The 21,799-nt window shown below is 64.2% G+C and carries 18 protein-coding genes; 15 read left to right on the top strand and 3 right to left on the bottom strand.

Annotated elements, in window-relative coordinates:
• The 14 genes from murG to AB4Z43_RS03555 all read left to right on the top strand — a co-directional run bounded on the left by murG (position 1) and on the right by AB4Z43_RS03555 (position 17,274).
• Positions 1 to 1,128, top strand: coding sequence for an undecaprenyldiphospho-muramoylpentapeptide beta-N-acetylglucosaminyltransferase (gene murG / locus AB4Z43_RS03620; protein WP_202379969.1), 1,128 nt, complete (start codon positions 1 to 3; stop codon positions 1,126 to 1,128).
• Positions 1,125 to 2,525, top strand: a complete 1,401-nt coding sequence (murC, locus tag AB4Z43_RS03615) for a UDP-N-acetylmuramate--L-alanine ligase (protein WP_019859090.1) — start codon at positions 1,125 to 1,127, stop codon at positions 2,523 to 2,525. Before murG ends, murC begins: the two co-directional genes overlap by 4 nt.
• Positions 2,522 to 3,487, top strand: coding sequence for a UDP-N-acetylmuramate dehydrogenase (gene murB, locus AB4Z43_RS03610; RefSeq protein WP_441935941.1), 966 nt, complete (start codon positions 2,522 to 2,524; stop codon positions 3,485 to 3,487). Before murC ends, murB begins: the two co-directional genes overlap by 4 nt.
• A 445-nt stretch (positions 3,488 to 3,932) precedes the next feature.
• Positions 3,933 to 4,859: a D-alanine--D-alanine ligase gene (locus tag AB4Z43_RS03605; RefSeq protein WP_010910251.1), complete on the top strand. Its 927-nt coding sequence runs from the start codon at positions 3,933 to 3,935 to the stop codon at positions 4,857 to 4,859.
• Positions 4,847 to 5,788: a cell division protein FtsQ/DivIB gene (locus tag AB4Z43_RS03600; RefSeq protein WP_441935939.1), complete on the top strand. Its 942-nt coding sequence runs from the start codon at positions 4,847 to 4,849 to the stop codon at positions 5,786 to 5,788. Before AB4Z43_RS03605 ends, AB4Z43_RS03600 begins: the two co-directional genes overlap by 13 nt.
• A complete protein-coding gene (ftsA, locus tag AB4Z43_RS03595) occupies positions 5,785 to 7,092 on the top strand; it encodes a cell division protein FtsA (RefSeq protein ID WP_010910249.1) in 1,308 nt (435 codons plus the stop codon). Before AB4Z43_RS03600 ends, ftsA begins: the two co-directional genes overlap by 4 nt.
• 66 nt (positions 7,093 to 7,158) lie before the next feature.
• Entirely contained in the window at positions 7,159 to 8,838 is a 1,680-nt protein-coding gene (gene ftsZ / locus AB4Z43_RS03590) for a cell division protein FtsZ (RefSeq protein ID WP_038647720.1), read from the top strand.
• A gap of 279 nt (positions 8,839 to 9,117) precedes the next feature.
• A complete protein-coding gene (gene lpxC, locus AB4Z43_RS03585; RefSeq protein ID WP_019859083.1) occupies positions 9,118 to 10,068 on the top strand; it encodes a UDP-3-O-acyl-N-acetylglucosamine deacetylase in 951 nt (316 codons plus the stop codon).
• Between the two features lie 264 nt (positions 10,069 to 10,332).
• Positions 10,333 to 11,202, top strand: a complete 870-nt coding sequence (locus tag AB4Z43_RS03580; protein WP_019859082.1) for an outer membrane protein assembly factor BamD — start codon at positions 10,333 to 10,335, stop codon at positions 11,200 to 11,202.
• Between the two features lie 218 nt (positions 11,203 to 11,420).
• Positions 11,421 to 13,094, top strand: a complete 1,674-nt coding sequence (gene recN, locus AB4Z43_RS03575; protein WP_202379971.1) for a DNA repair protein RecN — start codon at positions 11,421 to 11,423, stop codon at positions 13,092 to 13,094.
• 151 nt (positions 13,095 to 13,245) lie between these two features.
• The gene (gene ligA / locus AB4Z43_RS03570) at positions 13,246 to 15,450 is read left to right on the top strand and encodes an NAD-dependent DNA ligase LigA (RefSeq protein WP_441935936.1); all 2,205 of its coding nucleotides are present in this window, start codon (positions 13,246 to 13,248) and stop codon (positions 15,448 to 15,450) included.
• Positions 15,447 to 16,136: a DUF2461 domain-containing protein gene (locus AB4Z43_RS03565; RefSeq protein WP_202379973.1), complete on the top strand. Its 690-nt coding sequence runs from the start codon at positions 15,447 to 15,449 to the stop codon at positions 16,134 to 16,136. The genes ligA and AB4Z43_RS03565 overlap by 4 nt, the downstream gene beginning before the upstream one ends.
• A gap of 116 nt (positions 16,137 to 16,252) precedes the next feature.
• Positions 16,253 to 16,981, top strand: a complete 729-nt coding sequence (locus AB4Z43_RS03560; protein ID WP_038647714.1) for an AzlC family ABC transporter permease — start codon at positions 16,253 to 16,255, stop codon at positions 16,979 to 16,981.
• Positions 16,978 to 17,274, top strand: coding sequence for an AzlD family protein (locus AB4Z43_RS03555; protein WP_019859076.1), 297 nt, complete (start codon positions 16,978 to 16,980; stop codon positions 17,272 to 17,274). The genes AB4Z43_RS03560 and AB4Z43_RS03555 overlap by 4 nt, the downstream gene beginning before the upstream one ends.
• A 48-nt stretch (positions 17,275 to 17,322) precedes the next feature.
• Here AB4Z43_RS03555 and AB4Z43_RS03550 read toward each other — a convergent pair whose 3' ends face one another.
• From AB4Z43_RS03550 to AB4Z43_RS03540, 3 genes are all read right to left on the bottom strand, one after another.
• A complete protein-coding gene (locus tag AB4Z43_RS03550; RefSeq protein WP_441935933.1) occupies positions 17,323 to 19,167 on the bottom strand; it encodes an aminopeptidase P family protein in 1,845 nt (614 codons plus the stop codon).
• Positions 19,168 to 19,381: 214 nt separating this feature from the next.
• Complete coding sequence (locus tag AB4Z43_RS03545; RefSeq protein ID WP_441935932.1) at positions 19,382 to 20,254, bottom strand: 50S ribosomal protein L11 methyltransferase; 873 nt, start codon at positions 20,252 to 20,254, stop codon at positions 19,382 to 19,384.
• Positions 20,255 to 20,265: 11 nt separating this feature from the next.
• Positions 20,266 to 20,844 carry an SCO family protein gene (locus tag AB4Z43_RS03540; RefSeq protein WP_027047022.1) on the bottom strand — a complete coding sequence of 193 codons (579 nt, stop codon included), beginning with the start codon at positions 20,842 to 20,844 and terminating at the stop codon, positions 20,266 to 20,268.
• Between the two features lie 357 nt (positions 20,845 to 21,201).
• On the opposite strand from AB4Z43_RS03540, the gene AB4Z43_RS03535 reads away from it, so the two are divergent.
• The gene (locus AB4Z43_RS03535) at positions 21,202 to 21,720 is read left to right on the top strand and encodes a CreA family protein (protein ID WP_019859072.1); all 519 of its coding nucleotides are present in this window, start codon (positions 21,202 to 21,204) and stop codon (positions 21,718 to 21,720) included.
• The last annotated feature ends 79 nt before the right edge of the window (positions 21,721 to 21,799 follow it).

Below are 21,799 nucleotides of genomic sequence, written 5' to 3'. Positions count from 1 at the left end.
ATGGCGAGGGGTGTCATCCTTCTGGCGGCGGGCGGAACCGGCGGACATCTGTTCCCGGCCGAGGCGCTGGCGCATGAGCTGAAGGAGCGCGGCTGGACGGTGCATCTGGCGACCGACGACCGCGCCGAACGATTTGCCGGCCACTTCCCGGCCGCTGCCGTCCATCCGATCCAGTCGGCGACGATGGGCTCGAAAAATCCCATCGCCGTGCTTGGCGCGTTCTGGAAAATCTGGCGCGGCGTGCGCCAGGCCTCCGCCATTATCGGCCGGATCAAGCCGGATGCGGTGGTCGGCTTTGGTGGCTATCCGACCCTGCCGCCGCTCTACGCGGCGACGCGGCGGAAGGTGCCGACGCTGATCCATGAGCAGAACGCGGTGATGGGGCGCGCCAACCGGGCGCTGGCCGGCCGTGTCGATGCCATCGCCGGCGGCTTCCTGCCGCAGGATACGAGTGCCACCGGCGAAAAGACGGTGACGACGGGCAATCCCGTCCGGCCGGCGGTGTTGGAGGCGGCCAAGACGCCTTATGCGGCATCGACGGGGGAAGAGCCTTTCCGCCTGCTGGTGTTCGGCGGCAGCCAGGGCGCGCAGTTCTTTTCCGATGCCATGCCGGGAGCCATCGCGCTGCTTTCGGATGCACAGCGCAAACGTATGGTGATCACGCAGCAGGCCCGCGCGGATGACGTAGCGCGGGTGAAGACGGCCTATGCCGCGCTTGGCGTCACCGTCGAGGTCTCGCCCTTCTTCACCGACATGGCGGCGCGCATGGCCGCTGCCCATCTGGTGATTTCGCGCTCCGGCGCCTCGACCGTCTCGGAGATCGCCGTCATCGGCCGGCCGGCGCTGCTGGTGCCCTATCCCTATGCGCTCGACCACGACCAGGCGGCGAACGCGGCAGCCCTTGCCGCTGCCGGCGGCGGCGAGGTGCACCCGCAATCGACGCTGTCGCCCGAGCGCATCGCGGCCCTCGTTGGCGGGCTGATGGACAATCCCGAGCAGCTGGCGGCGATGGCCGCGGGCGCGAAATCGGCCGGCAGGCCGGACGCGGCACGGTTGCTCGCCGATCTCACAGAGGCTATTGCGTCCCAAAAAACCGTTTCGGATTTCAGGAAAGGGACGCAAGCATGAAGATGCCGCAGACCATCGGCCTTGTGCATTTCATCGGCATTGGCGGCATCGGCATGAGCGGCATTGCCGAGGTGCTTCACAATCTCGGCTACAAGGTGCAAGGGTCCGACCAGGCCGACAGCGCCAATGTGCAGCGGCTGCGCGACAAGGGCATCGAATGCTTCGTCGGCCACAAGGCCGAGAATCTTGGCGATGCCGAGGTGGTGGTCGTCTCGACGGCGATCAAGAAGACCAATCCGGAGCTGAAGGCCGCGCGCGAAAAGCTGCTGCCGATCGTGCGCCGCGCCGAGATGCTGGCCGAACTGATGCGCTTCCGTCAGGCGGTGGCGATCGGCGGCACGCATGGCAAGACGACGACGACCTCGATGGTGGCGACCTTGCTCGAAGCCGGCGGGCTCGATCCGACCGTCATCAATGGCGGCATCATCAATGCCTATGGCACCAATGCCCGCATGGGCGACGGCGAGTGGATGGTGGTCGAGGCCGACGAGAGCGACGGCACCTTCCTCAAGCTGCCGGCCGACATTGCCGTCGTCACCAACATCGATCCCGAGCATCTCGACCACTACGGCAGCTTCGACAAGGTGCGCGAGGCGTTCCGCCAGTTCGTCGAGAATGTGCCGTTCTACGGCTTCGGCGTGATGTGCACCGACCATCCGGAAGTGCAGGCGCTGGTCGGCCGCATCGAGGACCGCCGGGTCATCACCTATGGCGAGAACGCGCAAGCCGATGTGCGCTTCACCAACCACCGCATGGCGGGGGCCACCTCCGAGTTCGACGTGGTGATCCGCGACCGCAAGACCGGCAGCCAGAGCACGATTTCAGGCCTGCGCCTGCCGATGCCCGGCCGCCACAATGTCTCCAACGCCACCGCGGCCATCGCCGTCGCGCATGAGCTCGGCCTGTCCGGCGAGGCGATCAAGAAGGGCCTGTCGTCTTTCGCCGGCGTCAAGCGCCGCTTCACCCATACCGGGTCCTGGAACGGCGTCGATGTCTTCGACGACTACGGTCACCATCCGGTCGAGATATCGGCGGTGCTGAAGGCGGCGCGCAGCGCCACCAACGGCCGCGTCATCGCCATTGCCCAGCCGCACCGCTTCACCCGGCTGCACGATCTGTTCAACGAGTTCTCCGCCTGCTTCAACGACGCCGACACGGTGATGGTGGCGCCGGTCTATGCTGCCGGCGAAGACCCGATCGACGGCGTCAGCTCGGACGAGCTGGTGTCGCGCATCCGCGCCGGCGGTCATCGCGACGCGCGCTACATAGAGGGTCCGGCAGCGATCGCGCCCATCATTCGCGACCTGGCCAAGCCCGGCGACTTCGTCGTCTTCCTCGGCGCCGGCAACATCACCCAATGGGCCTATGCTCTGCCAAAGGAGCTTGCCGCCTCATGATGCACGGCCAGGCCCTGATCGACAGACTTGGCGACCGGCTTGCCGGCCTGCGCGGCCGTCTCACGCCGAATGCCGAGATGGACAAGATCACCTGGTTCCGCGCCGGTGGCCTGGCCGAGGTGCTGTTCCAGCCGGCCGACGAAGAAGATCTTGCCGCGTTGCTGCGTGCGGTTCCCGAAGAAATACCTCTTACCGTCGTTGGTGTCGGCTCGAACCTTCTGGTCAGGGACGGCGGCATTCCGGGTTTTGTCATCCGGCTCTCGGCCAAGGGCTTTGGCGAGGCCGAGATCGTTTCGCCGATCAGGATTAAGGCGGGTGCCGCCACGCCCGACAAGCGTGTCGCGGCCCTGGCGCTGGAAGCCGGCATTGGCGGCTTCCATTTCTATCACGGCATTCCAGGCGCCATCGGTGGGGCGCTGAGGATGAACGCCGGCGCCAACGGCGTCGAGACGCGCGAGCGCGTGGTCGAGGTGCGCGCGCTCGACCGTAAGGGCAATGTCCAGACACTGAGCAATGCCGAGATGGGCTATGCCTATCGCCATTCGGCGGCTCCTTCCGGGCTGATCTTCACCTCGGCCGTGTTCGAAGGCTTTGCAGAGGACAAGGCCACCATCAAGGCGGCGATGGATGCGGTGCAGAATCACCGCGAGACCGTGCAGCCGATCCGCGAAAAGACCGGCGGCTCGACCTTCAAGAATCCCGAAGGCACGTCGGCCTGGAAGGAGATCGACAAGGCGGGCTGCCGTGGCCTGATGATCGGCGGCGCGCAGATGTCGCCGATGCACTGCAATTTCATGATCAACACCGGCACTGCGACCGGCTACGACCTCGAATATCTCGGCGAGACGGTGCGCGCCCGCGTGCTCGAACATTCGGGCATCCGGCTGCAGTGGGAGATCAAGCGCATCGGCAATTTCCGGCCCGGACATGCCGTGCAGGAGTTTTTGGGTCAGCTTCTCTAGGTACGCTGATATTCAGGTGATGCCGGCCTGCAAACGACGGCCTTCTCCGCTTCCGGTGCTCACGGACCCGAATGTCCGCTCCGCTCCGGTTCTCGAAGGCCATCGTTTTCGACTCGGCCTGACCTGCACCTCAACGTACCTTCGCTGTTCATGAAGTTCATGTGATGCATGAACTTCAGCACCTTCCCAAAACGCGCAAAACCGTTGCTCCAGGGACTCAGCGGCACGGTTTTCGCAGCCATTTTCTCAGAAAGTGAATCTCTCGGAATCATAAGCACTTGCCAGTGAATCAACTCTCTGATTCTCTGCTGGAAAGCGTTTCCTGATTTGAGTCGTTCGACGCGTTACCCGCGTTTTCCGTCTGGGGGGCAACCTGCCGGGAGACTCGGACTCAATGTTGCGGAAATCTTGGTTTTTGGTCCGCCGTGAGAGGGGATGACGGGGAATGAAAAGCAAGCATGTGGCCGTCCTGCTGGGAGGTTTTTCGTCCGAGCGGCCCGTGTCCTTGTCTTCCGGAAAGGCCTGTGCCGATGCGCTGGAGAATGAGGGTTACCAGGTCACCCGCGTCGATGTCGGGCGCGATGTCGGCTCGGTGCTTGCCGAACTCAAGCCTGACGTCGCCTTCAATGCGTTGCACGGCCCGTTCGGCGAGGACGGCACCATCCAGGGCATCCTCGAATATCTCGGCATTCCCTACACCCATTCCGGCGTGCTCGCCTCGGCGCTCGCCATGAACAAGGAGCAGGCGAAGAAGATCGTCAAAACGGTGGGTGTGCCTGTCGCCGAATCGAAGGTCGCCAATCGCTTCGCCATCCAGAACAAGCATCCGATGAAGCCGCCTTATGTGATCAAGCCGGTCAATGAGGGGTCGAGCTTCGGCGTCGTCATCGTGTCGGAGGGGCAGTCGCATCCGCCGCAGGTCGTAGGCTCGTCCGAGTGGAAATATGGCGATACCGTCATGGTCGAGCGCTATATCCACGGGCGCGAGCTGACTTGCGCCGTCATGGGTGATGTGGCGCTCGGCGTCTGCGAGATCATTCCGACCGGCCATTCCTTCTACGATTACGATTCAAAATATGTCGCGGGCGGATCAAAACACGAATGCCCCGCAAAAGTTTCACCGAATATTTACCAAAAAATACAGACACTGGCGCTCAAGGCTCACCAAGCTGTCGGCTGTCGGGGCGTTTCCCGGTCGGACTTCCGTTATGACGATCGTCACTCCGAAAATGGCGAAGTTGTATGGCTCGAGGTCAACACTCAGCCGGGCATGACGCCGACGTCTCTGGTGCCTGAAATTGCGGCCCATGCCGGGCATTCGTTTGGTGAGTTGTTGAGTTGGATGGTGGAGGACGCTTCGTGTCTGCGTTGAAATGGGGACAAGGCAAGGGGAAGGGCGCGGCCGGGCCGTCGCTGTTCGGCTTGTCGTTGTCATCAGGCCATTTCGTGCTGCCGCGCATGCTTCGCCGCCCGGTGCGCATCCTGGCGCGCCTGGGTGATGGTGAATTCGAGGCGCCGCGCTTCTCCGCCGCGATGATGTCGGCGGTGCTGCTCGCTTCGAGCGGCGCCTATGGTGCCTATCTCGGCGGTCATGCCGACGGCATCATCCAGAGCATCACCGCCCGCACCGGCTTCGCCGTCGATCAGGTCAAGGTGGTCGGCAACCGCCAGACCTCCGAGATCGACATTCTCGACAGGCTCGAACTCGATGGCTGGACCTCGCTGATCGGCTTCGACGCGGAGGCCGCGCGCGAGCGCATCTCTGGCCTGCCGTGGATCGAAGTGGCGGCGGTGCGCAAGGTCTATCCGCACACGCTGGAAGTGCGCGTCGAGGAGCGCGAGGCTTTCGCGCTCTGGCAGCAAGGCAATGATCTCTCGGTCATCGAGAAGGATGGCGCTGTCATCGCGCCGTTCTCCGGCGGCAAGCAGGTGCTGCTGCCGTTACTGATCGGCGACGGCGCGCCGGCCAAGGCGCCGGACTTCCTGGCCAAGGTCGAAAAGTACCCGGACCTGGCGACCCGCGTAAAAGGCTATATCCGCGTTGGCGATCGCCGCTGGGACCTGAAGCTCGACAACGGCATCACCGTCAAGCTGCCCGAGGACGAGGAAGACCAGGCACTCGCCCAACTGGTCAAGATGGATAAGGACAAGGGGCTTTTGTCGCGCGACATCGCCGCTGTCGACATGCGCCTGACAGACCGGCTGGTCGTGGAGCTGACGCCCGAAGCGGCGACGCAGCGCGAGGCCGCGCTCAACGAGAAGCCGAAGACCCTCAAGCGCAAGTCGGAGACGAAGATATGAGCTGGCTTGGCGGTTCAGGCGATGCCTCGTCGCGCCGATCCGGCACTCTGACAGTGCTGGATGTCGGCTCGAACAAGGTCTGCTGCATGGTGGCCAAGCTCAAGCCGAACGATGACGGCAAGCTGTTGCGCGGCCGCTCGCACCGGATCCAGGTGATCGGCATCGGTCATCAGAAGTCGCAAGGCGTGAAGTCGGGCGTGGTCGTTGATCTCGACCGGGCCGAGCATGCCATCCGCCTGTCCGTCGACGCCGCCGAGCGCATGGCGGGGCTGACGGTCGATTCGCTCATCGTCAACATGACCGCCGGCCGGCTGAAGAGCGAAGCCTTCTCGGCGACCATCAACCTTGGCGGCCACGAGGCCGACGAGGCCGACATCAAGCGCGTGCTCGGCGCCGGCGCCAAGCAGGCGCTCAAGGCCGAGCGCGAGGTGATCCATTCGCTGCCCGTCGGCTTCTCGCTCGATGCCGAGCGCGGCGTGCGCGATCCGCGCGGCATGGTCGGCGACGCGCTTGGCGTCGACATGCATGTGCTGACGGGTGACGCGGCGCCGATGCGCAACCTCGAACTCTCCATCAACCGCTCGCATCTGTCGGTCGAGCGCATGGTGGCGACGCCCTATGCCAGCGGGCTGGCGGCTCTGGTCGACGACGAGCTGGAACTGGGTGCGGCCTGCATCGACATGGGCGGCGGCACGACGACGATCTCGGTGTTTTCGGAAGGCAAGTTCGTCCATGGCGACGCCATCGCCATCGGCGGCAATCACGTCACGCTCGACATGGCCAAAGGGCTTTCGACCTCGCTCGATGCCGCCGAAAGGCTGAAGGTCATGCATGGTTCGGCGCTGCCGGGCAGCGCAGATGACCGCGACCTGGTCTCGATCCAGCCGATCGGCGACGATGGCGATGTGCCGCTGCAGATTCCGCGTTCGGTGATGACGCGCATCGTGCGCGCCCGCATCGACGAGACACTCGAACTGCTGCGCGATCGGCTGAACAAGTCCGGCTACGGCAACGCGGTCGGCAAGCGCGTCGTGCTCACCGGCGGCGCCAGCCAGCTGGCCGGCCTGCCGGAAGCGGCGCGCCGCATCCTGGGGCGCAATGTGCGCATCGGCCGTCCGCTCGGCGTGGCGGGCCTGCCCGAAGCAGCGAAGGGGCCGGCCTTCTCGGCCGCCGTCGGGCTTCTGATCTATCCGCAGATGGCGAGTTTCGAGAGCCATCCTGCAAAAGGCATTTCCGGTCTCAGGATGACCGGAACGGGTGGAAAACTGCATCGCATGAGTCAGTGGTTGAGAGACAGTTTCTAATTGACGGGGACAGCCCCATAGGCGGCCGCGGCGGCGAAGCGGCGTGAAAGGCAAAGGACGGAGACAATGACCATCAATCTGCAGAAGCCGGACATCACCGAGCTTAAGCCGCGCATCACCGTGTTCGGTGTCGGCGGCGGCGGCGGCAATGCCGTGAACAACATGATCACCGCGGGCTTGCGCGGTGTCGAGTTCGTCGTGGCCAACACCGACGCGCAGGCGCTGACCATGTCGAAGGCCGACCGGCTGATCCAGCTCGGCGCGCATGTCACCGAAGGCCTCGGCGCCGGCTCGCAGCCGGAAGTCGGCCGCGCGGCGGCGGAAGAGTGCATCGACGAGATCATCGACCACCTATCCAACACCCATATGTGCTTCGTCACCGCCGGCATGGGCGGCGGCACCGGCACCGGTGCTGCTCCGGTCGTTGCCCGCGCCGCGCGCGAGAAGGGCATCCTCACCGTCGGCGTCGTCACCAAGCCGTTCCACTTCGAAGGCCAGCGCCGCATGAAGACGGCCGATTTGGGCATCGAGGAACTGCAGAAATGCGTCGACACCCTCATCGTCATCCCCAACCAGAACCTGTTCCGGCTGGCCAATGACAAGACCACCTTCGCCGACGCCTTCGCCATGGCCGACCAGGTGCTCTATTCCGGTGTCGCCTGCATCACCGACCTGATGGTCAAGGAAGGCCTGATCAACCTCGACTTCGCCGACGTGCGTTCGGTGATGCGCGAGATGGGCAAGGCGATGATGGGCACCGGCGAAGCTTCGGGCGAGGGCCGCGCGATGGCCGCTGCCGAGGCTGCGATCGCCAACCCGCTGCTTGACGAGACCTCGATGAAGGGCGCCAAGGGCCTGCTGATCTCGATCACCGGCGGCCGCGACCTGACGCTGTTCGAAGTCGACGAAGCTGCGACCCGTATCCGCGAGGAAGTCGACCAGGACGCCAACATCATCCTCGGCGCTACTTTCGACGAGGAACTGGAAGGCGTCATCCGCGTCTCGGTGGTCGCCACCGGCATCGACAAGTCGGCGGCTGAAATCGCCGCGGCGCCGATCTCGATCCGTACGGCACCGCAGAAGCCGGCCGCCCGTCCGGCCGTGGCTGCCGTGGAGAGCCGCCCGGCGCCGGTCCAGCAGCCTGTCTATGAGCCGCGCGCCGCGGACCCGGTCGCCGAGGCCATCCAGCTCGCCGAGTCGAACGCTGCCGCCATGGCGCAGGCCCGCCCGGCTCCTGTCGCCCATGCGGACGATTTCCGCCCGCAGAGCAAGATCTTCCAGGCGCCGCCGCAGCAGCCAATGCCGCAGCCGGTTGTCCAGCAGATGCAGCCGGCCCCGCAGCCGCGCGAAATGCTGCGCGAGGTCCAGCAGCCGGTGGCGATGGCACCGCAGCGCATGCCGCGCGTCGAGGACTTTCCGCCGGTGGTGAAGGCCGAGGTCGACGCCAAGAGCCGCCCGGTGGACCACGAGAACAACAGCGGCCCGATGGGTCTGTTGAAGCGCCTGACCAACGGCCTGACCCGCCGCGAGGAGGAACCCGCAAGGCTGCAGCCGGCGCAACCGCGCGAGCCGAAGCTGCGCCAGGCAGCGCCTGAAGTGCGCCGTCTCGCCAGCCAGGACGCCCAGCTTTATGCGCCGCGCCGCGGCCAGCTGGACGACCAGGGCCGCCTGACGCCGCAGACCAGGGCGACTCAGGACGACGATCAGCTGGAGATTCCGGCGTTCCTGCGCCGCCAGGCCAACTGAGCGGTTAACGGACCGTAACAATTGTTAACAGGCAAGCAAGGAATTGCTTGCCTGTTAACGTTTTAAGTGCTGTAGAATCAAATAGTTACGATGTGGAGCTTACTCTGGTTCGCGGTTACAGAGGGTAAGAAACCGTGATTTGGAGTCTCCTTGGGGGGACATTATCTTCGCTGCCTACCATAGTCGGTCTGCCGGGATTTCGGGGAAGTGGCCCTGCCTGCCGATTTAACAAGAGCCGCGCCCTCGGGCTGGAGAAGCGGACTTAGGCATATCGGGCTTATGGGGATTGTCTTGCACGACTACCAGACGACAGTGAAAACGCGCGCGTCGCTTACGGGCACCGGCGTTCACAGTGGCAAAGAAGTTTCCATCAGTTTCCTGCCGGCGGATGCCGACACCGGCATCGTGTTCCAGCTCATCAATAGCGACGGGCTGGGCCGCGAGTTTCGCGCCCTGTTTTCCGAGATCGGCGCCACCGATCTGTGCACCATGCTTGGCGATCCCTCGGGCGAGCATATCGCCACGGTCGAGCACATCATGGCCGCGCTGTTCGGGCTCGGCATCGACAATGTCCTCATCGAGATCGACGGCCACGAGGTTCCCATCCTCGACGGCAGCGCCATGGCCTTCGTGGAAGCCATCGACCAGGCGGGCATCGAGACGCTCCCGGTCAAGCGGCGCTATATCAGGGTCGTCAAGCCGGTTCGCATCGAAAACGGTGCTTCCTGGGCGGAGTTCAGGCCCTATGACGGCACCCGCTTCGAGGTCGAGATCGATTTCGAAAGCCCGGCCATTGGTCGTCAGCTCTTTGCGTCGGACATCAATGCCGACATTTTCCGCCGCGACGTTGCGCGCGCCCGAACCTTCGGCTTCATGAAGGATGTCGAGCGGTTGTGGGCGGCCGGCTATGCGCTGGGATCTTCGCTCGAGAACTCGCTGGTGATCGGTGACGACAACCGCGTCATCAATATGGGCGGCCTGCGTTATCCCAACGAATTCGTGCGCCACAAGACGCTCGACGCCATGGGCGACCTGGCTCTGGCCGGCGCCCGCTTCATCGGCTGTTTCCGCTCCTATCGCGGCGGTCACAGGCTGAACGCTGCGGCGCTGCGGCGCCTGCTGTCGGACCGCACGGCCTTCGAGATCGTCGAGACGACACGCCGCGAGCGGGGCCGCGCGGCTGAGATGAGCGCCGTCAATGCGCCGCTCTACGCGCCCTGGATGATCTAAGCTCCGCACCGTTTTCGCACCCTGTGGCGGAATGCCGGGTGTTGCAGGAATGCATCATCGGTCGGCGAAAATATAGGGATGCGTCGGCGCCGTCGCGCCGCCACAAAAATGCGCCATTGCCCGGAGATAGCGTTGCCGGGCAAGGCGGTTATGGTTTATGGCTGCTGCCGTCGATTAGTGCATGTCGCTCAAAAGTGGGGACCAGTTTTGGGACAACAGCATGCAAGAGGCATTAAAATAACGCCGAAAGGGCGCAATCCAATCATGTTCTTCAAGCGAGTCGGTCAATCGAAAGCGCCAAAGCGGTCTGTTCTCCTGGCGCTTTCGCTGGTTGTTCCATCGCTCTTTCTGTCGGCCTGCATGTCGTCGGAGAAAGACATCGACCTGTCGAAATATGTCGACCAGACCGAGCCGGCCGACGTTCTCTACAACCAGGGTCTCGCCAATTTGAATGCCGGCCGCCTGGACGAGGCGAGCAAGAAGTTCGACGCCGTCGACCGCCAGCATCCCTATTCGGAATGGGCTCGCAAATCGATGGTGATGGGCGCTTTCACCGACTACCGAAAGGGCAGCTACGACGAGGCGATCTCGTCGGCCAAGCGCTATCTGGCGCTTTATCCGTCCACCGATGACGCGCCCTATGCACAGTACATCATCGGCCTGAGCTACTATCGCCAGATCAAGGATGTGACGCAGGATCAGAAGGAAGCGCGCCAGACGCTGCAGACGATGCAGGATCTGGTCACGCGCTGGCCGACGTCGGAATATGTCGACGACGCCAAGGAGAAGATCCGCTTCGCCAACGACCAGCTCGCCGGCAAGGAAATGCAGATCGGCCGCTATTATCTGGAGCGCCGCGAATACATCGCCGCCGTCAAACGCTTCCGCACCGTGGTGGAGAACTATTCCAACACCCGCCACGTCGAGGAAGCGTTGGCCCGCCTCACCGAAAGCTACTACGCGATGGGGCTGACCTCGGAGGCCCAGACGGCCGCAGCGGTGCTCGGCACCAACTATCCCGACAGCCCGTGGTACAAGGACTCCTACAAGCTCCTGCAGAGCAACGGGCTTTCGCCGCGCGAGAATGCCGGATCGTGGATTTCCAAGGCCGGCAAGCTGATCACCGGCGCCTGATCTGTCAGGCGCAAGCGTGCGTAGCGCGCTTTTCGGATTGATCCGATGCTGAAACAAAAAGATAGTGCGGCGCTGCGACTCCAATCGGTCGCGTGCCGCTCCACGGCGGTTCAGTGGTTTGATTGAAGCGCTGAGCCGTCCCAACTTTTTGTTCTACGCAATTCCCATGGGAAAAACGCTCCGCACTTTTCCTGGAATTGCCTGAGGTCCGGGTTCTGATGCTTTCCAGACTGTCGATCCGCGATATCGTCCTGATCGAGAAGCTGGATATCGACTTCCAGCCGGGCCTTTCCGTGCTGACGGGTGAAACCGGCGCCGGCAAATCCATCCTGCTCGATGCCCTGTCGCTGGCGCTTGGCGCGCGCGGTGACGCTTCTCTGGTGCGCCATGGCGCGGCACAGGGCCAGGTCATTGCCGTGTTCGATGTGCCGCGCAACCATCCGGTGCGGGCGCTGCTCGTCGAAAACGCCATCGAGGACGATGGCGACATCATCCTGCGCCGCGTGCAGACGGCGGACGGCCGCACCCGCGTGTTCGTCAACGACCAGCCATCCAGCGTGACCCTGATGCGCGATGTCGGGCGCGCATTGGTCGAGATCCACGGCCAGCACGATGAGCGCGCCTTGGTCGATCCCGGCGCCCACCGCGACGTGCTCGACGCGTTCGGAGGCCATCTCGGCGCGGTTCGCTCGACCGGCGAGACCTGGCGCCACTGGCGTGCCGGCGAGCAGGAGGTTACGCGCCACCGCGCCAAGGTGGCGGCGGCGGCGCGCGAGGCCGACTATCTGCGTGCGGCGGTGGCGGAACTGACCAAGCTCGATCCGCAGCCCGGCGAGGAAACGGAACTTGCCGAACTGCGCGCCCATATGATGCGCGCCGAGAAGATCGCTTCCGAAATCCATGACGCGCAAGATGTGCTGTCCGGCCCGTCTTCGCCCTTGCCGCAGCTCGCCAGCCTGCTGAGACGGCTGCAGCGCAAGGCGACGGAGGCGCCCGGCCTGCTCGAGGATGTGGTCAAGTCGCTGGACGAAGCCATGCTGTCGCTCGACGCCGCGCAATCCGGCGTCGAGGCGGCACTTCGCGCCACGGAGTATGACCCGCAGCGGCTGGAGAAAGCGGAGGAGCGGCTGTTTTCGTTGCGCGCGGCCTCACGCAAGCACAGTGTCGCCGTCGACGATCTGGCGCAATTGCGCGACACGATGGTTGCCGATCTGGCCGATCTCGACGCCGGCGAGGAACGCCTGCACGGGCTAGAGAAGCAGGCCGCGGCGTCGCGCGAGGCCTATGACATCGCCGCCGCACAGCTTTCCTCGCTTCGCCATGCGGCGGCCATCGGCCTGACCAAGGCTGTCATGGCCGAATTGCCGGCGCTGAAGCTCGAACGCGCCGCCTTCATCGTCGAGATGAAGAGCGAGGCCGAGACCCGCATGGAAGAGGGCATCGACCAGATCGAGTTCTGGGTGCGCACCAATCCCGGCACGCGACCAGGCCCGATGATGAAGGTGGCATCCGGCGGCGAGCTGTCGCGTTTCCTTTTGGCGCTGAAGGTGGCGCTGGCCGACCGTGGCTCGGCGCCGACGCTTGTCTTCGACGAAATCGACACCGGCGTGGGTGGCGCCGTTGCGGACGCCATCGGCCAAAGGTTGGCGCGGCTGTCGAAGCGCGTGCAGGTGCTGTCGGTCACCCATGCGCCGCAAGTGGCGGCGCGCGCGGCGACGCATTTCCTGATCTCAAAATCGGGCAGCACCGACCGTGTGGCGACCGGCATTGCCGAGATGGACAGGCCGGCGCGGCAGGAAGAGATCGCCCGCATGCTGGCCGGCGCCACGATCACCGACGAGGCACGCGCCGCCGCCGAAAGGCTGCTGCGCGAGAACACAAACGCGGCATAAGGCCATCCAGCGTCATTGACGGGGCAGGATATGGCAGCGAGTCAGGATATGGCTCCATCCTGCTGTTCAGGAATGATCTTTTCCGAAAACCGGTTCCCACTTTTCGGGATCATGCTCTATTGTGGCGCGCCACCGTTCGGGGAAGAAAAGCATGGCCGAAAAACCTGTCGATTCGCTCAGCGAAAGCGAGGCTGAAGCCGAGCTGAAGCGCCTGGCGGAGGAGATCGCCGAGCACGATCGGCGCTACCATACCGAGGACGCGCCGACAATCTCGGACGCCGCCTATGATGCTCTGACGCGGCGCAACCTTGCCATCGAGGAGCGTTTTCCCGACCTGGTGCGCGAGGATTCGCCATCACGCAGGGTCGGCGCGCCGCCGGCCGAGGGTTTCGCCAAGGTGCGCCATGCCGTGCCGATGCTCAGCCTCGCCAAGGCCTATACAGACGAGGATGTCGCCGATTTCATCGAGCGCGGCCGGCGCTTCTTCGACCGCGACAAGGACCTCGACATAGCCTTCACGGCCGAACCGAAGATCGACGGCCTGTCGGCCTCGTTGCGCTATGAGAATGGCGTGTTCGTGCAGGGCGCGACGCGCGGCGACGGAACTGTGGGTGAGGACATCACCGCCAATCTCAGGACCATCGTCGATATTCCCGCGAAGCTGAAAGGCTCGGGCTGGCCTGATGTCATCGAGATACGGGGCGAGGTCTACATGACCTATGCGGAATTCGAAGCGCTGAAGGCGCGCTCGGCCGCGGCCGGCGGCCAGGATTACGTCAATCCGCGCAACACGGCTGCCGGATCGCTGCGCCAGAAGGATGCCTCTGTCACCGCCAGCCGCAATCTCAAGTTTTTTGCCTATGCCTGGGGCTTCACGACCGCGGATCCGGCGCCGACCCAGTATGAATCGGTGCAAAAATTCGCCGACTGGGGGTTCAAGATCAGCCCTTTGATGGTGCGGGCGAAGTCGGTCGAGGAACTGGTCGCGCATTACCATCTGATCGAGGAGCAGCGCTCCTCGCTCGGCTATGACATTGATGGTGTCGTCTACAAGGTCGACCAGCTGGAGCTGCAGCGCCGGTGGGGTTTCGTCACCAGCGAGCCGCGCTGGGCGGTTGCCCACAAGTTCCCGGCCGAGCAGGCGATGACGACCGTGCAGAGGATCGACATCCAGGTCGGCCGCACCGGCACGCTGGCGCCGGTCGCAAGGCTTGCGCCCGTCACCGTCGGCGGCGTCGTGGTCGAAAACGTCACGCTGCACAATGAGGATTACATCAAGGGTTTCGACAGCAACGGCCTGCCGATCCGCGACGGCATCGACGTGCGCATCGGCGACACGGTGGTGATCCAGCGGGCGGGCGACGTCATTCCGCAGATCGTCAGCGTCGTCATCGACAAGCGCCCGGCCGATACCGTGCCTTACGAATTCCCGCATACCTGTCCAGTCTGCGGCTCGCCGGCGACGCGCGAGATCAACGAGAAGACCGGCAAGGAAGATTCTCGCCGGCGCTGCACCGGCGAACTGATCTGCGCCGCGCAAGCCGTGGAAAGATTACGCCATTTCGTCTCGCGCGGGGCGCTCGATATAGAGGGGCTGGGCGCCGAAAACATCGACACCTTCTTCAATGCTGGGCTGATCAAGACCGCCGCCGATATTTTTACGCTCAGGGACCGCCGTCCCGCGGTCACCAAGGCACTGGCCGAGCGGCGCGAGGAGCAGGCCAGGCAGCGCGAGGCAGCGTCCGGCAAGACGCGCAAGAATGTGCGCAGCGTCGAGGACCGCAACTATGAGGGCCTCGACAAGCTGTTCGCGGCCATCGATTCGCGCCGCGAACCGGAACTCGACCGCTTCATCTTCGCGCTCGGCATCCGCCATATCGGCGAGACGACGGCCGCCGTGCTCGCCAAGACCTTTTCCACCATCGAGGAACTGATCCGTGTCGGCAAGGAAACGGCGGCAGCGGAGGACCCGCACACCGTATTCCCATCGGTCAACGGCATCGGTGACACGGTGATCGATGCGCTGCGCGATTTCTTCGGCAATGAACGCAATGACGACGTGCTCGACAAGCTGCTCGAACAGGTCAGGCCCAAGCCCTATATCGTCACCGTCTCGGCCGACAGCGAGGTCGCGGGCAAGACCATCGTCTTCACCGGCACGCTGGAGAAGATGACCCGCTCGGAAGCCAAGGCGATGGCCGAGCGGCTCGGCGCCAAGGTCGCCGGCTCGGTTTCGGCCAAGACCGATCTGCTGGTGGCCGGACCCGGGGCCGGCTCCAAGCTCAAGCTTGCCAGCGAACTCGGCGTCGAGGTGATCGACGAGGACACCTGGCTGCAACGGGTCGGCAAGGCGTGACCGCGTTCAAAGGCTTCGGCCCAAAGGCCATACCATTCCTGAAGGCGCTGGATTTCCACCAGAGCCGGGAGTGGTTTTTGGAGAACCGCGACCTGTTCGAACAGGAATTGCGCGATCCCCTTGGCGATCTGGTCGACACGCTGACACAGCGCTTCGCAGAGGCAGGGCTCGGTTTGCGCGGCGATCGCAAGAAGTCGCTGTTCCGCATCAATCGCGACGTGCGCTTCGCCAAGGACAAGCGGCCGTACAACCGGCATGTCTCGGCGATTCTGTCGCCTGACGGCAGCAAGGCCGTGCAGGGCGTGTTCTACATTCATATCGGGCTTGAGGGCTGCTTTGCCGGCTTCGCCTGGTGGCAGCCGGAGGCCGCGTTGCTGCTGGCGATGCGGCGCGCCATCGAGACGTGGCCGGACAGGTTTCGCGCCATGGTGAAGGCGTTGAAGAAGAACGGCCTCGAGCTTAGCGCGGAAGACGCCATGAAACGCACGCCGCGGGGCTTCGAGCACGTCACGGATGAGGATCTTGTCGCTGCGATCCGCAATCGGCATTTTGCCGTCCGCCACGTCATCGATCCGGCAGGCATCCACGGGCCGGATCTGGTCGAGGAACTCGTCGATTTTACCATGCGCGCCAAGCCGCTGCTCGACTGGGGCAGGGCGATCGAGGGCAAAATCGCGAAGGACTAAGTTCCATCTCGACCCAAGGCGACGATCATTTCCGCTGATCGTTTGGCTCAAGCGAATTCGTGTGACAAGGCGGGCTGCACTACCTACATCGGCGGTTTCGACCCTGGGAGCGATCGATGGCGACGGACGTGATTTCCGAGAGCGGCGGCAAAAGCGACTTCTGGCAAGGCGTGCGACTCTCCATGCCTGTCGTCGTGGCGTCGGCGCCGTTCGCGGTGCTGTTCGGAGCGCTTGCCGTCGACAATGGTTTTTCGGTCCTCGAAGCCTTTTTGATGAGCGCGCTGGTCTATGGCGGCGCCAGCCAGATGGTCGGCATCCAGCTGTTCGGCCAGCATGTCGCGCCGTGGCTGATCGTGCTGTCGATCTTCGCCGTCAATTTCCGCCATGTGCTCTACTCCGCCGGCATCGGCCGGCGCATCGCGCACTGGCCTGTCATCCAACAGGCGCTCGGCTATTTCATCCTCACCGATCCGCAGTTCGCCGTGGCCGAGGCGAGGGCGGCGTCCGGCCAGACGGTCGGCTTTGCCTGGTATCTGGGGCTTGGCCTGCCGGTCTATCTGTTCTGGGTGATCGAAAGCGCGCTGGGTGCCGTGTTTGGCAAGCTCATCCCCGACACGCATGCGCTGGGCATCGATTTCCTGCTGCCGATCTATTTCCTCGGCCTGGTGATGGGCTTCCGCAAGCGGCCGCTGTGGCTGCCGGTGGTTATCGCCAGTGCGTGCGCCTCGATCATCGCCTACAAGACGGTCGGCTCGCCCTGGCACGTCTCGATCGGCGCCATTGCCGGCGTGCTGCTCGCCGTCATCCTGCCACCGCACCATAGCGGCGTGGAGACAAGGCCATGAGCACGACTTTCTGGATCATCATCGCCGGCGCGGTCGCCACCTATCTCACGCGAATCGGCGGGCATCTGGTCATCTCCCGCTTCGACAACATCCATCCACGCGTCGAGGCCGGCCTCAACGCCGTGCCGGCGGCGGTGCTGACGACGCTGGTGGCGCCGGAGCTGCTGAATGCCGGACCGGCCGAATGGGCGGCATTGGTCGTCACCGCCGTGGTCTCGCTGCGCGGCGGCCTGATGGCGATGTTTCTGGCGGGCGCGGCAGTGTTGATCGTGGCTCGGCAGTTCGTGGGATAGAATTCTGCGAGTGCCATCGATTTAAATCGCTGACTTACCAAGCTAGATTCAAATCTTCGCATCATGCGGCAGCGGTGCCGTCGCCTTCTCAAGCCAGGCCAGCGTCTCGCCGTCGAGCATCGGTCCGATCTCGGCCAGCACGCGGGCATGGTAGGCGTCTAGCCAATGCAGCTCCTCGCGCGTCAGCAGCTCTGACCGCACCAGCCTGATGTCGATCGGCGCCAGCGTCAGCGTCTCGAAGCCGTGCATGGCGATGTCGCCGCCCTCGATCTGTTCGGCCGGCGTCACGAGGATCAGGTTTTCGATGCGGATGCCGTAAGCGCCTTCCTTGTAATAGCCGGGTTCGTTGGACAGCATCATGCCTTCGAGCAGCTTTTCGGTGCCGGTGCGGGCAATGCGCTGCGGGCCTTCATGCACGGCGAGGTACGAGCCGACGCCATGGCCGGTGCCGTGGGCGAAATCGCAACCATGCTTCCACAGCGCCATGCGGGCAATGGCGTCGATCTCCGAGCCGCGCGTGCCGGCGGGGAAGCGCAGCGTGGAAATACCGATCATGCCTTTCAGCACCAGCGTGTAGCGTTCGCGCATTTCCTCGGTCGGCTGGCCGATCGGCACGGTGCGGGTGATGTCGGTGGTGCCGTCCTGATATTGCGCGCCGGAATCGAGCAGGAACAACTCGCCCGCCTGCAGCTTGCGGCTGGTGGCGCGCGACACGCGGTAGTGCATGATGGCGCCGTTCGGGCCAGCGCCGGAAATGGTGTCGAAGGACACGTCGCGCAGCGGCATCTGCGTTTCCTCGCCGGTCTGCCTGCGGCTCTCCTCCAGCCTGGTGACGACCGCGATCTCGTCGAGCGAGCCGGGTTTTTGCCGCTCCAGCCAGCACAGAAGCTTGGCCACCGCCGCGCCGTCACGACGGTGCGCGGCGCGCGAGCCGTTGATCTCGGCCTGGTTCTTGGTGGCACGCGGAATGCGGGCAGGATCGGGCGCGGCAACCACCGTGCCGCCATTGTCCTCGACCAGTATGCGCAGCCGGTCGGCCGCCAGGACCGGGTCGAGTGCGATCTTGGCGCCGCCCTTGGCAAGCGCCGCGATCGCCGCTTCGAATTCGCCGGGCTCGTGCGGATCGGCGAGCTGGGTGAGATAGGCCGCGACCTGGCGCGAGAATTTGCGGCTGTCCATGAACAGCTGGTGCGACCCATCCGCTGCGAGGATGGCGAAGCCGAGCGCCAGCGGCGTGTGCGGCACGTCGCCGCCTCGGATGTTGAAGGCCCAGGCGATGGAGGAGGGGTCGGTCAGCACCGCATGGGTGGCGCCGTCCTTGCCGATCGCTGTCGCCAGCCGCGCCAGCTTGTCCTTGGCGAGTTCGCCGGCAAAGCCGATCGGGTGCAGCTCGACCGGCGTCACCGGCGCCGCCGGCTGGTCCTTCCAGATGATGTCTATCGGGTTTTTCTCGAGCGGCACCAGCACCGCGCCGGTCTTGTCGGCCGAGGTCTGCAGCGCCTTGACCTCGCTGATCGTGTGCAGCCATGGATCGAAGCCCAGCCGCGCGCCCTTGCCTATATTGTCCTTGAGCCAGACGGCGGGCGGGTTGTCGACCAGGCTTTCGACCGAAAAAATGTCGAGATCGACCTCGCTGCGCACCTGCAGCGTATAGCGCCCGTCGACGAAGATGAAGGCGCGGTCGCGCAGCACGATGGCGACGCCGGCCGAGCCGCTGAAGCCGGTCAGCCATTTCAGCCGTACCGAACGATCGGCGACATATTCGCCCTGATGTTCGTCGGCGCGCGGGACGATAAAACCGTCTAGGCCATTGGCGGCAAGCCATTGGCGCAGCAGCGCCACGCGCGGCTTGCCAACCGAAGGCTCGCCCGCGGAATCGAAGGTCTGGAACATGATGGGCCTCCTGATGTCGGCGTGACCGTAGTCTATGGGTCCGGAAATCGGAATCGATTTCCAGTTGGCGCAACCTGCTACAGCGCCGGCTGGCTGACAACCAGATGGGGCTGGTCCAGCCGCGGCACGATCAGCTTTCCGGCGAAATCCATGCCACGGCGCATCAAGTTCTAGGTGTTAGGACTGTCGAGGATCGGCAGTTGCCTTGCCGGTCTCAGCGCTTGAGGTGGATCGTCACCCAGCCTTCGCGGTGCAAGGTGCGCACGTGCCGGAAATTCTGGCCGACATAGGCCGAGATGACGGCGTCGCGCTGGCGCTCGAGAATGCCTGACAGGACGATCGAGCCGCCAAGTGCGATGTGCCCGGCCATTTGCGGCGCCAGCCGCATCAGCGGCCGCGCCAATATGTTGGCGACGATCAGATCGAAGGGGGTACGCTTGCCGAAGATCGGATGGTGGAAGCCCGGTGCGGTGACCGTTTCGATGAGCGCCTTGATGTGATTGAGCCGCGCATTGGCGGCGGCGACCCTCACCGCCACCGGGTCGATGTCGGTGGCGAGCACCGGAATATGCGCCAGCTTGGCGACGGCGATCGCCAGCACGGCACTGCCGGTGCCGAGGTCGAGCGCATTGCGCGGGTGCTCGCGCCGCACCACTTTCTCCAGCATTTCCAGGCAGCCTGATGTGGTGCCGTGATGGCCGGTGCCGAAGGCAAGGCCGGCCTCGATCTCGATGGCGAGTTCGCCGCTGTGGCGCTTCCTGCGGTCATGCGCGCCGTGGACGAAGAAACGGCCGGCGCGCACCGGCTTCAGGCCCTCTAGTGAGCGCGCCACCCAGTCGATGTCGGGCAGCACTTCGCGCTCGACCGGCTTCGACAGAGCAAGCCCGGCGAGAATGTCCTTCACCCGCGCTTCAATCGCATCGACGTCGCCATCGGCATAGAGCGAAACTTCGTGGATGTCCTGGTCTTCGTCGACCTCGAGCACGGCGATCGGCAGGCCCTCATCCTCGAAAGCCAGTTCGAGCGCCGCGAAGATGCGCTCAGCCTCGATCTTGCCGGTGGTGAAATGCAGCCGCGTCTGGGTCATATGGATACTTATCAACCCTTGGCCGCGAGGCGCTTCAGCTTCTCCACGGCGGTGCCGGCGCTTTCGCCATAGGCGATCGTGCCGGCAAAGTCGCCCTTGGAGTTGAGCAGCAGCACCGAGGCGGTGTGGTCCATCGTGTAGTCGCCGTCGCCCGTGTCGACCTTCTTCCAGTAGATGCCGAACGACTTGGCCATGGCATGGACCTTGTCCGGGTCGCCGGTGATGCCGGTGATGCGGTCGGAGAAATTGCTGACATAGGCGTTCATCACCGGCGGCGTGTCACGCTCCGGGTCGACCGAGACGAAATAGGCATGCAAGGTCTTGCCGTCGTCGCCGAGCGTCTTCAGCCAGCCGGAGAGTTCGAACAGCGTCGTCGGGCAGACTTCGGGGCAGTGGGTGAAGCCGAAGAAGACGACGCTGGGCTGCCCCCGGAAGGCGGCTTCGGTGATCGGCGCGCCTTTCTGGTCGACGAGGGTGAAGGGCGCTCCGAACGGTTCGCCGCCATAATGGCCGCGGTACCAGTCGAAGGTCAGCCAGCCGATGCCGGCTGCCATCAGGACGAGAATGCCGACCAGGATAGAACGCATCATCATAAAAGTCCGTCCGCAGAAATCATCGCGCCGGCTCGATGCCGCGCCGGTGCGACAGTCTTGAGCCCTGTTTGGAAATTCTACTCTGGCGGCCATCTGATGGCGTTTTCTGCGCTTCTCAGTTCTTACTGCATGCAGTAGAACTGAGCTCACGGACCATATGTCCACTGCGCTACGGTGTCGAAACCACCACCATATGACTCGCCAGAGCGAATTTCGAAACAGTCTCTTAGCGGTTTGGCCCTGCGCAGGCAAAGTGCCGCGATGCCGCAACCGTGGTGGTGTTGACGCATCCGCTTGCAAAGCCGCACGCCGCGTCCCACCTGATACTGGCAACTCGAACCGCAGGAGGCTCCTTTGCTCGAACTGGTTGGGCGCGAACGGATTGGGCGAAAACTGATCGGCGGCGCCTTGGCCGCGTGCGTCGTTCTTGGCGCAGGCAGCGCGGTCGCCGAGGAAGTCGGCAAGGTCGGCGTCGACTGGGTCGGCAATGACATCATCGTCGAAGCGATCAAGGATCCCAAGGTGGATGGCGTGACCTGCCATGTCTCCTATTTCGACCGCAGCATCATCGACCGCCTGCACAAGGGCAACTGGTTCGAGGATCCCTCCGATTCGTCGATCTCCTGCCGTCAGACCGGCCCGATCACCATCGGCGACATCGACATGAGCGAGGGCGGCGAGGAGGTGTTCAAGCAGGGCCTCAGCCTGATCTGGAAGAAGCAGGTGGTGAACCGCATCTACGACAAGACCAACGAGACGCTGATCTATCTCTCGCATTCGCGTCAGGTGCAGAACGGCTCGGCCAAGATGTCGGTCACCACCGTGCCGCTCTATGGCCAGAACGTGGTGTGGAGCAAGGGCAAGCCGAAATAGGCGGATGGGCGTCTTTTTGTGCTGATTGGCACCACGAGCAATTGCTCCTGCCTTGCGGGAGCAATTGCCCTGAAGTAAA

The organism is Mesorhizobium sp. 2RAF45 (assembly GCF_052115225.1).
In the GTDB taxonomy this organism is placed as follows: Bacteria; Pseudomonadota; Alphaproteobacteria; order Rhizobiales; family Rhizobiaceae; genus Mesorhizobium; species Mesorhizobium jarvisii.
Note: the sequence above shows the minus strand (reverse complement) of the source record. Positions and strands in the feature narration are given on the sequence as shown.